Below are 14,468 nucleotides of genomic sequence, written 5' to 3' on the forward strand. Positions count from 1 at the left end.
ATTCAATATTTCTACAAAATTGGTTTACACCTTTGACTATTATTAATTCAAAAAAAAAATAGTCATGAGAAAATCAGTAATTATTGTAGTAGCGTTAGTGTTATCTACAATAGCTTTTGCTCAAAAAGTAAAATCCACAAAAGTACCAGAGATTGTATTAAAATCACTAATGTCAAAATATCCCAATGCTAAAAAAGTAAAATGGGATAAAGAAGAAAATAATTATGAAGCCAGTTTTGAAAGTAATAAAACAAAAAACTCTGTTTTATTCAATGCTAGTGGTAAAATCATCGAAACAGAAGTTGAAATAACCACTGCGCAATTACCAAAATCAATTCTTAATTACATAGGTAAAAACTATAAAGATCAAAAAGTAAAAGAAGCTGCAAAGATAATTTCAGATAAAGGTATCATTACTTACGAGGCTGAAATTAAAGGAAAAGATTTACTTTTTGATGAAAACGGAAAACTGCTTTCAGTTAGTTAATTTTTTCATGTTTGAGCATTCACATCATCTGGTGTGAGTGCTTTTTTTGTTTTTAAAATAACCAAATAATATACCTATGTTCAACAAAATAAAAATCAGCAATCGTTTTAGTCTACTACTTGCATTTATCTCATGGTTTATAGTAATTTCTTTCCTCCTAAGAATAATATTTACTATTTGGCAATACGATGAAGTTTCCTTCAATCTATTTACAGTTATTGGAACTTTTCTAACAGGATTATTTTATGACATCGGAACCATAAGTTTCATAATTATTCCATCAGTTATCTATTATTTTGTATTTCCAAATAGATGGATTGGTTCGTGGATTGATAAAATTCTTGTTTGGTTTTTCACATCGCTTACCATTTTTATATTAGTTTTTACCTTCTTTGCAGAGATTACATTTTGGGATGAATTCAAAACGCGTTTTAATTTTATTGCGGTTGATTATCTTATTTACACACATGAAGTAATTGCCAACATCCAACAATCCTATCCATTACCTATTCTAGTTGCAGGTGTACTTTCTATAACTGGTCTTATCATTTTTACCTATTATAAATTAAATATTTTTAAGGAAACATTTAGTACAACAGCAAGTCTAAAAGACCGAACCATTGTTTTAGGAACAACAGTAATTACTGCATTGTTTTTTTCCATTTTTATTACTAACAATCAAGCGGAATGGTCTTCCAATCGCTACAATGCTGAAATATCAAAATCGGGAATTTACTCCTTTTTTGCTGCCTTCAGAAACAATCAAATGGCATACAATGAGTTTTATACATCTGTAGATGATAAAGTGGCTTTTGATGTTATCAGAAATAAATTAAATGATAAAAACAGTAAATACCAAACAGAAGGATTATCTATTCATAGAAAAATAACAGACACAACCAACCAAGAACCAAGTAAAAAGAATGTTGTCTTTATCTTGGTTGAAAGTTTGAGTGCCAGTTTTATGAAAGAGTTTGGTAATAAAGAAAATATAACGCCTTTTTTAGACAGTTTAGCGCAGAAAAGCATCTTTTTCGATAACTTATATGCCACTGGAACAAGAACCGTTCGTGGTATGGAAGCAATGACACTTTGCATTCCACCAACACCCGGACAAAGTATTGTAAAACGTCCCGAAAATCAAAATCTTTATACCGTTTCCAATGTATTTAAATCCAAAGGGTATAATTCCAATTTCTTTTATGGCGGTGATGGTTATTTTGATAATATGAACGCTTATTTTGGAGGAAACGGATTTACAATCTATGATCGCGGTCGCGGTAGTGTATTAAGCGATAAAATCAAAACAGTCCGAAACAATATAAATGATAAGGAAGTAACTTTTGAAAACGCTTGGGGAATTTGCGATGAAGACATTTACTCTAAAATGATTAAAGTCGCGGATGAACATTACAAGAGTAATAAACCTTTTTTCAATTTTGTAATGACAACCTCCAATCATCGTCCATATACTTACCCAGACAATGCTATCGATATTCCATCAGGAACTGGTCGTGAAGGTGCTGTGAAATATACGGATTATGCAATTAAAAATATGTTTGAAAAAGCCAAATCAAAACCTTGGTTCAAAAATACGGTTTTCATAATCATTGCCGATCATTGCGCCAGTAGTGCTGGAAAAGACGAAATAGATGTTGCCAATTATCACATTCCGGCATTTATAGTAAACTTTCCGGAAGGACTAAATCAAAAAGTGAAAAAGCAATGTTCACAAATAGATATTTTCCCAACTTTTTTTTCAATGATGAATTGGAGCTACGAGAGCAATTTCTATGGTAAAGACATATTCCATTCCAACTTTGAAGAGCGTGCTTTGGTAGGAACATATAGAAAATTAGTGCTGATGAAAAAAGAGCAGGTGATGATTTTATCCGACCAAAAAAAGCAAGCATTTTATTCATGGAATAAACAAGATAATAGTCTGAAACCACTACCTATGAATAAAAATTTCCTTGACGAAACAATTTCTTGGTATCAAACAGCCGATTATTTATTTACCAACAAATTGCTTAAATAATGAAATACATTCATTTTATAATTAATCCAATTTCTGGTAATGGAAAACATAATTTAAGTAGAACAGTTTTAGATAAGTATTTTTCTGAAAAAGAATTCAAAATTGCTGTTGACTATTCAAATCATAAACACCATGCCATCAAATTAACCAATAACGCAGTTGCCAAAAACCCTGATTATATAGTGGCATGCGGTGGCGATGGTACCATAAATGAAGTGGCATCATGCTTAGTGAACACTAAAATTAAATTGGGTATAATTCCAATTGGTTCAGGCAATGGTTTAGCTTCAAATCTTAAAATTCCAAAACTATTAGAAGAAGCAACACAAGTTATTAGAAATGGAAAAACGCAATTCATCGACATCGGAAAGGTAAACGAACATTACTTTTTTAGCAATATGGGAATTGGCATTGATGCCTTAATAATTAAAAAATACGATAACTATAAAAGAAGAACTTTATCGGCTTACATCAAAGCATCATTAGAAGCTAGCCTAAAATTTAAACCAATAAAATCAATACTATCATTCAATAATCAAATTATAAACAGCAATGCTTTCATGCTTTTTATTTCCAATTCAAACGAAATGGGTTATGGAATGAGCTTAACACCGAATGCGAGTCTAGTTGATGGAAAGCTGAATTTAGTGCTAATTCCAAAAATAAGTGTAATCAATCAAATCAAGCTGGGGCTTCATGTGGTTTCAAAAAAAGCAGAAGTTTTTAAAATGGCACAGCACAGTTTGATTGAAAACATAGCTATCGAATTACCAGAAAAAATATTTGTTGACATACAACTAGATGGCGAATACCACAACTTAAAAACAAATAAAATTGAAGTATCAGTCATCAAAAACGGACTTGAAATTGTGTCTTAATTGGTCAAAATAATTTAATAACCATCAAATACATTACTTAAAATGAATATAGTAGAAACAAAAAGTATAAACAAAATAGCTGAAATAACAGTATTATTTTGGATTATGAAAATTGTAGCAACCACGCTCGGAGAAACACTCGGCGACTTTATTTCGATGACTTTGAATTTGGGGTATTTAGCAGGAATAGTAATAACTGTTATCTTTTTTATTATACTGCTATTCAATCAACTTAAAACCAAAGAATACCAACCGTTTCCTTTTTGGTTGGTTATTATAGCAACTACAACTTTAGGTACTGAAATTTCAGATTTCATTGACCGCAGCTTACACTTGGGTTATACAATAGGAAGTTTAGTGTTGTTGTCAGGTTTACTTTTTACACTATACTTATGGTATTCAAAATATAAAAATCTCAATGTTAATCCAATAACAGAAAACAAAAAAGAAATATACTTCTGGATTGCTGTATTATTTTCAAACAGTCTTGGAACAGCATTTGGCGACTATTTAGGCGATGTTATTGGACTAAGCTACCTTCAAGGCGCTTTGATAACTGCTTCAATCATTATAGTTGTGGTTTTGCTACACTATTACACCAAGCTTAACGAAGTGTTCTTATTTTGGTTGGCTTTTGTATTTACACGACCATTTGGTGCAACTTTTGGAGATTTTTTAACCAAACCACTAGCAAAAGGAGGGTTAGACTTAGGCACGTTACAAGCATCATTAGTTTCAATTATAATAATGACATTGTTAATCTACTATTCTCATAAAAAGCTTTATGAACAGAATTCAAATTAATTCCTAATCTAAAAAAAAGCTTATGCCAAAAAATACTTTTATTAATTCTAAATCTTAAAGTATGTATTTAAAAGTGTTTTTATTTTTTATGATTGGTTCAGTCGGTTTTGCGCAGCAAGTAACAGATACAATAACTATCAATGAACCAAAAGAGAACAGCAAAAAGTTTAAGTTCAAACAACTTATTATTCCAACAGTTTTAATTGGATATGGAGTGATTGGTATTGAAAGCGATGGATTGAAATTCGTAAATTCTGGAATAAAAGAAGAAGTAAACGAAAATATCGATGAGAAAATAACAATCGATGACTTTTCACAGTACTTACCAGCGGCATCGGTTTATGGTCTCAATGCAATGGGGATAAAAGGCAAACACAACTTTAAAGATAGAACAATTATTTTAGGAACTTCCTATTTGTTAATGTCAGCTACTGTACTAAGTTTAAAATCCATTACTAAAGTAGAACGTCCAGATGGTTCTGCATTCAATTCCTTTCCATCTGGTCATACAGCAACTGCATTCGCAGGAGCAGAATTTCTTTGGCAAGAATACAAAGACGTTTCTGTTTGGTATGGAATTTCAGGATATATTGTGGCTGCTGGTACTGGAGCATTCAGAATTTACAACGACAAACATTGGCTAACCGATGTGGTTGCAGGTGCTGGAATTGGAATTTTAAGTACAAAAGTTGCCTATTGGATCAATCCATGGATTCAGGAAAAAATATTCAAATCCAAAGAAAAAAATAGTATGTCAGCTATCGCTCCTTTTTACAACAGCAAACAATTGGGTGTTGGTTTCATAAAAACGTTTTAATGTTTACTATTAATTTAAAAAGATACTTTTTGTTAAAGAGAAGTATCTTTTTTTAAATCATTATCTCATTCAACTGCACAAAAATTGCTCCTAGTCCAAGTATTCCTAGCATCAATTCTTTGTTTGCTTCATTTCGCTAATTCAAAATAGATAAAATATACTTTGTGTGAATATGGGAATAAATAGAAACAACTGCTAGTAACGGTGGTTTTGCGCTATTGGGGCAGTTGTGGTAAATAGACGTTATATCTTGCTTTTGAACTAATCAACAAAGCAGAAAGTACGCTGCTCTTAAATCCCCAACAGACGCAAAGCCAGCCGTTACTAGCAATTGTAAACCTCCGCATCACGTTTACGTTAAATACAACATTTATCTTTCCGCATAACTTCTTCCGAAACCAAACAGACGCAGACAATCGAACCGCATAAAAAGAAATAGGAAGTATTTTCATATTGACATTGTAAGTATAAAAATTGCTTTTTGTGTTTATTGTTTTTTTGGTTAAAGCAATTTTCTATACCCACAATCCCAATAGTGCCAGTAAGAGTATTCTTTTTTATTTGCCACAAAACCCCAAGTAATTGGCTTTCCGTCTGCTTGATACCTAGCGTTTTCAAAACAATAATTGTAGTAACATTCAAGTTTTATCTTTCTATTTACGTGCAGGCATCAAGCAGCCAAGAAAACCAATCAGAGCATCCCAATAAGCAATTAAAAAAGAATACCCTTACTTCGAGCCTCTGCCAACGCACTAGGAAAGAGTTTTCATTGTTTTTTGAAGATGCCATAACATTTCCGAATAACATTTTGATAAAATAGAAAAACCTCATTTCGCAAGAACAATAAGGCATCCTCAAAAATCAAATTTGCCCACAAGAGTATAGTTTTTCATTTGCCAGAACCACAAAATATAAATCAACAATCCAATAAGCAAATAAAAAACTATACCCTTGTTTCGCTACTGCCAACGCACTAGGTAAGTTCAGTTGGGGAAATCTCCCATTTCCCCAAACCCCTTTGGATGCAATTTTTTTTAAAATAATGCCAGAACTTTTTTCTCCCGATTGAACGCACACGGTAAGCATTATTTCAAAAAAAACAGCTCAAGTTGACTCTTATCCGAATGTTGATTGATAAATGGAAAGTTACGGGCATACTTGGATTTTTCTTTGTATAAAAAAAGGATTTGTTTCTTTTCTCTTGATTGATAGATATTCCGCACTTATTTGCACCATTAGCCCTATATAAGTCGCCATTATAGACAAATTAATGCAAAACAAAAAACCCTCTCTTTCGAAAGGGTAATTGGTTTTAAAGTAGTAAACTTTACAAACTGATGGTCTTTTTTAGAACACTTCTTGAATTTTCATAGCATTACCTGCATTGAATAAATAGTAGTTCACTCCTACTTGCTGATAAAATTCAATCCCAATACTTCCCAAAACAGCAACATTTGTTGTTATCGTTGGAGCATCTGGTAAAGTTGCAACAACATCAATTAAAGTTGTTACTGCGTCTACAGGTGTGTAAGGCGAATATGAAATGTTTGATGTTTCATTTAACATTGGTTCTGCTGGCTCATAAGCTCCAGTTGCAGGATTGAAAACAAAATCCGAGATTACTGATAAAGCATTGATAATTCTGAAATGTGTTGCACCTGATGGAATATTCAAAAAGTTCAAAGGATTAAATGCCGGAACACTTAAAGTACTTTCGTTTCTGTCTACGTTAGCCGTTAAAGTGAACGGAGCAGAAAAAATGCCATTAAATGAAATATTTCTATTGAAATCTAAACCTTTTAAATATTGTGGTTGTTGCGAAACCAAAACGGCTCTTTGACCTCTTGCCTCTGAACCATCCTCAATATTTATTTTTTTCATAATAGCAGTTAGTCTTCCTGTAAATTGACTATCTGTCATTTGTTTCATTAAAGCAGATAAACCAATTCTCACTGATTTACCAGCATTAGCACAAGCTGCAAACTCGGACATATTTTCACGAGTACGAATAAAGCCTGGTGCAGTTTTTACTTGCTCGGCAGTTGGACCACCTTTTAGACCTGCAAAGTAACCTTCATTACCTTTAATTTTGAAGTGACGAACTTCTCCTAACGTCCCAACATATTTAATATGTCCTTTTTGTTTTGCCATTTGTTGTGTGTTTTAGCAATTATACAATAATTTTTATTAAATTTACATTGTAATTAACTGATAAACAACAACTTAAATAAAGCAATATAATGCAATTAAATGCTAAAGAAACCACCATTACAAAAAGTCTGCTCAAAATTGTAAAATTTGTTGATGGAGATGGAATAATTTTGGAAGATATTGTATCAAAAAAAGTATTTGAAGTTCGTTTATATGGCATTGATGCACCAGAAATAAACTACTGCAACAAGATAAAAAAAGACGAAATTGAATTACAAGTTCCAGCTGCTTTACTAATCAAACTTGGTTATTTATCATTTAACTTTTTAAAAGATCAAGTTAATTTGGGTGATGTTTGCACACTAGTACAGGAACAAAATAATTTAGTTGATAAATATGGAAGACTTTTAGGCTATTTAATTCTAAATGATGGTAGAGTATTAAACGAAATAATGATAAAAGAAGGCTATGCAAAGCCTTATAATGAAGTATTTTGTGAAATGCTTCCAATGTATCAAGAATGGAATTTACAAGCTAAAAACAGTTCAAAAGGATTATATTCAATAGTAAACAAATTTTAAATATTTTGTCTATATTTGTCTTGTATTTATTGATGTTCAGCCCAGTTTGATGGCTATTTGTTGCCCAATCTTCGGCAACTATTGTAAATACTAAAACCTTCAAATATTGTATCGGGAAATAAATATCCGTTTGTCAGGTAAAAATTACTGCACACTCTCAACTTTTATTATTATTTTTAAGTTTGACAAATAACCTAATTTATGTCTAACCCTTTATGAGCTTCAAAGAAACTTTGAAAAAAATATCCGGCTGGGTTTTAGTCAGGCCAAAAACAACCGGTACCATTATCTTTATAATCATGGTAGTACTACTAAGTTTTGTAGTCAAACTGAGGTACGAGGTGGTTAAAGAAAATGAGCGCCGGGAAATGTCTAACATTTTAAATGTTGTAAGACAAAATTTTGAGCAGATTCTTAAAAACAGCTACACTTCGGCTTTGACATTGGCCATGACTTTGAATGATAAAGGAATTCCCGAAAACTTTGAAAAAATCGGTGGACAATTGGTTGATAATAACCAATCAATAGATGCGGTTCAATTAGTACCGAATGGCGTCATAAAGTATGTTTACCCGTATGAAGAGAATAAATCGGTCATTGATTACGACATATTTCACACTCCACATCTACAATATGAAGCTCAAAAATCAGTAAAATCACGATTGATGTATTTTGCCGGACCGCTCAAATTAAAACAAGGCGGTGTTGGGGTTGTTGGCAGACTTCCGGTCTATAAAAATGATAAATTTTGGGGATTTTCAGCGGTGGTAATTCGCTTAGAAACTTTAATTAAAGAATCGGGTGTCAACGCAATAGATGACTCAAAGTATTACTTTCAATTTTCAAAAACCAATCCCACCACCAAGCAAGAAGAGTTTTTCTTATCTCATAATAAAACCCTGAGCGACAAATCTTATTTAATGGTTGAAATTCCTGATGGTGATTGGAAATTGTATTTGATTTCCAGAAATCAAAATGACATTATCAGACAACTTTACACTTCTATTTCGCTAGGATTACTCTTGGCGGTGATTGTTGGATTGTGGGTAACAGCTATATTAAAAAAACCTGCCGAACTTCAACGTTTGATAGAAATTCAAACCCAAAAGATCCTTAAAAGAGAAGCCGAATTTGGAGCTATTTTTGATCAAGCTCCGGTTGGTATCGCAAAAATTGATACCGCGACCGGAAATTTTATAACCATCAACCAAGAATACAGCCGAATTGTAGGTTACGCAACTGAAGAACTGTTGCAAAAAAACTTTCAAACTATTACCTATCCTGAAGATTTAGAGTTGGATCTAAGCAATATGGAAAGACTAAAAAATGGTGAGATTGATAATTTTTGCATTGAAAAAAGATACATTCACAAGAGCGGAAAAATTGTATGGGTTAATTTAGTAGTAGCCGTATTATGGAAAGAAGGCAAAACAGTTTTAAATCACATTGCCATCGTTGAAGACATTACCGATAAAAAAAGAGTTGAGGAAGATCTCAATCAATCTTTTGAACTGGTTTCTGAACAAAATAAAAGGTTGCTCAACTTCTCCTATATCATCTCACACAACTTGAGATCACATACCAGTAACATCGAATTAATTTTAAATCTTTTAGACGGTGTAAAGACTGAAGAAGAACAAGATGAAATGCTCCATTTATTGAAAAAAGTTTCTAAATCTTTAGATGAGACAATGAGAAACTTAAATGATGTGGTAAATATCAGAACCAACATCAACCTTACGATAGAAAACCTAAATTTACACCAATTCATCACAAAGTCACTGGATTTACTCAGCAGACAAATAGAGGATAAATCGGCTACAGTTAACAACTTAGTACCGACTCATGTTTATATTGACTACAATGCTGCATATTTGGAAAGCATATTGTACAATTTTATCTCAAATGCCATTCGGTACTGTCATCCTGAGAGAAAACCGGTAATTACACTAAGCTTTGACGAAACGCATAAAATATTGCAGATTGAAGACAACGGAATAGGTATTGATTTAAAAAGAAACGGAGAAAACCTTTTCGGAATGTATAAAACATTCAATAATAACCCCGATGCTAAAGGAATCGGACTCTTTATCACCAAAAATCAGATTGATGCCATGGGCGGTAAAGTGGAAACCGAAAGCGAACTAAATGTCGGAACCAAGTTTAAAATTTATTTCAAATAAAAAAACCTATTGAAAAGACCAATAGGTTTTTTGAACAGTTTTTTATTTAGAAACAATTATCTGACAACAATTTTCTTGGTGTATGTTTTATTGTCTTTACTAATTTTGGCCAAATAAATACCCGAGATTACGTTCGGTTCAATAGTAGTTTCCCCAACGATTTTTTGTTCAAATACTTTCATTCCGATACTGTTAAAAAGTTCTAACGTAGCTTCTGTATCAATTCCGGAAATCGTAAAGCGTTCACTGGATGGATTCGGATAAATACTAAATTTGACGGTTGTATTTTCATTAGCCGCCAACGCCGCATACCATGCCTGACCAACATTAGCTCCCCAAATGTAATCAGCCAAAGCAGGATAATCAATAAAAGGATTTCGATTGTACTGCCAAGTATAGATGTAATTGTTGCGATTCATTTCAAAATCATCTCTCGGGTCGGTTTGGTTCCATGTTAAAAGCGAAGCCAAATCACCCAACTGACCCACAGTTGTATCAGGAATATCACCATTCACGACACTCAAAGCATTGTAACGAACCGCCATGTAAAATACAGAGCGAGCCACATCACCTTTCCAGGAACCCAGAGTTCCGATTGGTCCGTTGTATCCCGTCAAACCATAATCACGGTTACTTCTGGAAGTGTTCTCCGGACCATCTTCAGCACGAATGTGGTGTGCATCGCCATGTCCGGCGGTAATATCATCTGCACTGGTAGGTAACCAAATATTTATACCATCGGCTACGTCATCTGTCGCGTTGGCAAATCCACCTCGAGATTGCGGGTAAATATGCTCCCTATTCCAAAAACCTACATTACTGGATGTAGTTTGAAAATCTAACTTAGCTCTGGGTGTTTCAACATACATTAACCACACTTGATTGCTGTTTAACGGATTTTGATCGGCTACTTTTAAAATATCCGTAACATCACCGTAATTGTGCGCCCGAACTACTGAAGGATTGGCGATAATATTTTGTAACGCTTGCTTTAAAGCGCTGCCCGATAAGCCTTCTAATGAATCATAGTAACCTGTTGGGATGGTTGCTGTAACATTTCCATAAGTTGGATTCAAAGGTGTACCGAACGGTGAAGTCGTAAAATCGTTATCAACTACTCTTATCTCAATATTGTCATTTCTTCGGTTATAACCAAAAGGCAAGGTCCCGAATTTTATTTTCAATACTTCATCTCCTTCATCTAAAACATCGTCAACAAGCGTTAAGGTGGTCGTAAATGTATTGGAACCTTGAGGAATAAAAACCGTTGTATTTCCAGTAAAATCCGCTGTGGTGAAACCCGCGTTATCTAAGGAAAAATTAAAAGTCAAATCAGCAGTCACATTAGTATCTGCAGTAAAGGTTATGGTAAAACTATCGTTTTCATTCTTGTGGGTTGTATCAACCGTGATGATTATTCCGTTAAAAATAAACCCGCTTCCGTCATTGTTAGCTCCGGGAGTTGGTGCTTTTACTTCCCAAGTGCCATCTGATTTGCGTTGAATAGACTGAGTCGTTCCTAAACTATTAGCATTTTCATTAACTTGGGTTGTCACACCTAACAAAGTTTGCAAAGAAGGGACTTGCGTATTGTTATTGGAATGAATCAAAGCATCAATCAAATTAACGGTTGTAGCCGTAGTATTGATAGGGAAATCAGCTGTTGAACCCAGATAGAGTCCAACACCGTCAGGACCATTTTGAATAGAGCTGTTGGTGAAAATTCGTTCAGGAACCGGAGATACCAAATTATTCCCGATTAGAATTAAGCCGTTGACATCAGTTGTTAATCCATTCAAACTAATGGTGTAATAACTTTTATCAGCTAATGTTCCTGTTCCGTTAAAAAAGACCAAAACATAACCGTTGAGTGAGAAATTGGGCGTAGCCGACTTTAACTCGATAAATTCTTTATCATCAGTACTTGGGTTATCAGAATCAAGTTCATTGATAACCACCTGAGCTTGTATCATTGATGTGGACAGCACCAATAGATAGCACAATATTTTCTTAAGCATTAATTGAAATTTTGTCAAATTTATCGATATGCAAACTATTTAAAGTTAAAATCAATTTAATTATGACCATTTGGCTGATAACGATTTATCTTTTTAAGAAAATACTTTAAACAATTAGCTTTCGTAGAAGAATTTTAGCACATAAAAATCAAAGAACTTTTTTAACATAAATACACTATTTTTACCCTGATTATGTAATACAAATCATGATAGAATTTTTAGGCTATATCGGAGCACTTATAATTGGTATCGTATTAGGAATTACCGGCGGTGGCGGCTCTATACTGACCGTTCCTATATTGGTTTATTTGTTAGGATTGCATCCCATTACAGCTACAGCCTACTCGCTTTTTATTGTGGGAACCACTTCGGCTTTCGGGACAATCCAAAATTTTAAAAAAGATTTAGTAGCACCCAAAACGGCCTTGCAATTCGCCATTCCTTCGGTAATCGGAGTTTATTTGACCCGAAAATTCATAGTCCCTGCAATTCCTGATCCGCTATTTTATTTTGCATCGCTTCAATTGAGTAAAGGCACTTTTTTGATGTTGCTCTTTGCTATGGTCATGCTCTTGGCTGCCATTTCGATGCTGAAAGAAACCAAAGAACCCTTGGTAAATACTCCTAAAAACAAATATCTGGTGATTTTTCAATTGTTCTTGGTTGGTATTTTGATAGGGCTAATCGGTGCCGGTGGTGGATTTTTAATTATACCGGCTTTGATGACTTTGGCCCAATTGACCATTCGAAAAGCTATTGGGACATCATTATTAATAATTACCATCAATTCATTAATAGGCTTTTTAGGAGATGTACAAACTATCACTATTGACTGGTCTTTCTTGTTAGGCTTTACTTCATTGTCTGTGATTGGAATTTTTATCGGATTGTTTGCCCAAAAATACCTCAATGAAAAACTACTCAAAAAGATATTTTCCTATTTCGTTTTTGTGATGTCAATACTTATTCTTTACCGAGAATTATTTTCATAAAGTATTCTAAATTGAAATTGCAACTACACATCTAATCTTTAAATTTGCATAAACTATTACCATTATGAAAATCGAACAAATATACACCGGATGCATTGCACAAGCAGCTTATTATTTGGAAAGCAATGGAGAAGCTGCCATTTTTGATCCGCTGCGCGAAGTGCAACCTTACTTGGACAAAGCCACTAAAGACAATGCCCGTATAAAATATATTTTTGAGACTCATTTCCATGCTGATTTTGTATCAGGTCATTTGGATTTAGCCCAAAAAAGTGGCGGAAAAATTGTTTATGGTCCAACCGCTGAGCCTGCTTTTGAAGCTATCATAGCCGAAGACCAACAAGAATTCAAAGTTGGGAATTACACTATAAAAGCCATTCACACACCCGGACACACTATGGAAAGTACTTGTTACTTATTGACCGATGAAAATGGCAAACAACATGGCATAATTACCGGAGACACCCTATTTATTGGTGATGTAGGCCGACCTGACTTGGCACAAGCTTTGACCGAAGAATTGACTCAGGAAAAATTAGCTTCTTATTTATATGATTCTTTGCGAAACAAAATTATGCCCTTAAGCGATGATTTAATCGTCTATCCGAGCCATGGTGCCGGTAGTGCTTGCGGAAAAAATATGAGTAAAGAGACTACCGATACTTTGGGCAACCAAAAGAGAACCAATTACGCGCTGCGATCGGATATGACCAAAGAGGAATTTACCAAAGAATTATTGGATGGTTTAGGCTTACCACCGGCATATTTTCCTCAAAATGTAATGATGAATATCAAAGGATATGAGAGTTTAGACACTATCATTCAAAAAAGTAATATCGGACTTTCACCCAATGAGTTTGAGGCTATTGCCAATCAAGACGATGTAATTGTATTAGATGTTCGGCATGAAAATGATTTTGTAAAAGCACATATTCCCAACTCCATTTTTATCGGAATCCAAGGTAATTTTGCACCATGGGTTGGTTCTTTATTGAAAGATGTCAACCAAAAACTGTTATTGGTTATTCCATCGGGAAGAGAAGAAGAAACCATTACTCGTTTATCACGAGTTGGTTTTGATCATGTTTTAGGTTATTTAAATGGTGGTCTTGAAGCTTGGACAACTGCCGGTTTTGAAACCGACAGTATTCAATCCATTTCACCTGAAGAATTTTCAAACCAATTAAACGATCAAAGCATAGTGGTTGATGCCAGAAAACCGGGTGAATATGAAGCAGAACATGTTGAAAACGCACTTAACATCCCGTTAGATACGGTTAATGAAAATTTTCAAAGTATCCCAAAAGGTAAAGATTTCTTTTTACATTGTGCCGGTGGTTATCGTTCTGTAATCATGGCATCCATCTTAAAATCAAGAGGAATTCACAATATTGTAAACGTAGAAAAAGGAATGAATGGTATCAGGCAAACCGGTGTTTCATGTACCCAATTTATTTGTCCTTCGACTAAAAAATAATTAAATAAAAAAACAAAAAAAACACTTAAACTATTGCAATTT

Annotated in this window: 11 protein-coding genes; 9 read left to right on the forward strand and 2 right to left on the reverse strand. The window is 33.8% G+C overall.

Annotation, left to right across the window (positions count from 1 at the left end; genetic code table 11):
* The first annotated feature begins 64 nt into the window (after positions 1–64).
* From P7V56_RS11865 to P7V56_RS11885, 5 genes are all read left to right on the forward strand, one after another.
* Complete coding sequence (locus P7V56_RS11865; protein ID WP_171222883.1) at positions 65–487, forward strand: PepSY-like domain-containing protein; 423 nt, start codon at positions 65–67, stop codon at positions 485–487.
* 76 nt (positions 488–563) lie between these two features.
* Positions 564–2,525 carry an LTA synthase family protein gene (locus tag P7V56_RS11870; RefSeq protein ID WP_171222884.1) on the forward strand — a complete coding sequence of 654 codons (1,962 nt, stop codon included), beginning with the start codon at positions 564–566 and terminating at the stop codon, positions 2,523–2,525.
* Positions 2,525–3,403, forward strand: coding sequence for a diacylglycerol/lipid kinase family protein (locus tag P7V56_RS11875; RefSeq protein WP_171222885.1), 879 nt, complete (start codon positions 2,525–2,527; stop codon positions 3,401–3,403). Before P7V56_RS11870 ends, P7V56_RS11875 begins: the two co-directional genes overlap by 1 nt.
* A gap of 42 nt (positions 3,404–3,445) precedes the next feature.
* Positions 3,446–4,207, forward strand: a complete 762-nt coding sequence (locus P7V56_RS11880; protein ID WP_171222886.1) for a COG4705 family protein — start codon at positions 3,446–3,448, stop codon at positions 4,205–4,207.
* Between the two features lie 61 nt (positions 4,208–4,268).
* Positions 4,269–5,024 (forward strand): phosphatase PAP2 family protein, encoded by a 756-nt coding sequence (locus P7V56_RS11885; RefSeq protein WP_171222887.1) that lies wholly within the window; start codon positions 4,269–4,271, stop codon positions 5,022–5,024.
* 1,347 nt (positions 5,025–6,371) lie between these two features.
* Here the strand turns inward: P7V56_RS11885 and P7V56_RS11890 are convergent.
* Positions 6,372–7,175: a hypothetical protein gene (locus tag P7V56_RS11890; RefSeq protein WP_103804742.1), complete on the reverse strand. Its 804-nt coding sequence runs from the start codon at positions 7,173–7,175 to the stop codon at positions 6,372–6,374.
* Positions 7,176–7,264: 89 nt separating this feature from the next.
* On the opposite strand from P7V56_RS11890, the gene P7V56_RS11895 reads away from it, so the two are divergent.
* Positions 7,265–7,756, forward strand: a complete 492-nt coding sequence (locus P7V56_RS11895) for a thermonuclease family protein (RefSeq protein WP_171222888.1) — start codon at positions 7,265–7,267, stop codon at positions 7,754–7,756.
* A gap of 368 nt (positions 7,757–8,124) precedes the next feature.
* Complete coding sequence (locus P7V56_RS11900) at positions 8,125–9,939, forward strand: sensor histidine kinase (protein WP_171222889.1); 1,815 nt, start codon at positions 8,125–8,127, stop codon at positions 9,937–9,939.
* Between the two features lie 56 nt (positions 9,940–9,995).
* On the opposite strand, the gene P7V56_RS11905 is transcribed toward P7V56_RS11900, so the two are convergent.
* Positions 9,996–11,957 (reverse strand): endonuclease, encoded by a 1,962-nt coding sequence (locus P7V56_RS11905; RefSeq protein WP_171222890.1) that lies wholly within the window; start codon positions 11,955–11,957, stop codon positions 9,996–9,998.
* Between the two features lie 206 nt (positions 11,958–12,163).
* Here P7V56_RS11905 and P7V56_RS11910 point away from each other — a divergent pair, with 206 nt between their 5' ends.
* Complete coding sequence (locus P7V56_RS11910; RefSeq protein ID WP_171222891.1) at positions 12,164–12,949, forward strand: sulfite exporter TauE/SafE family protein; 786 nt, start codon at positions 12,164–12,166, stop codon at positions 12,947–12,949.
* A gap of 64 nt (positions 12,950–13,013) precedes the next feature.
* On the forward strand, positions 13,014–14,426 hold the full coding sequence (locus P7V56_RS11915) for an MBL fold metallo-hydrolase (protein WP_171222892.1): 1,413 nt from the start codon (positions 13,014–13,016) through the stop codon (positions 14,424–14,426).
* The last annotated feature ends 42 nt before the right edge of the window (positions 14,427–14,468 follow it).

The organism is Flavobacterium sp. IMCC34852 (assembly GCF_030643905.1).
Taxonomy (GTDB): domain Bacteria; phylum Bacteroidota; class Bacteroidia; order Flavobacteriales; family Flavobacteriaceae; genus Flavobacterium; species Flavobacterium rivulicola.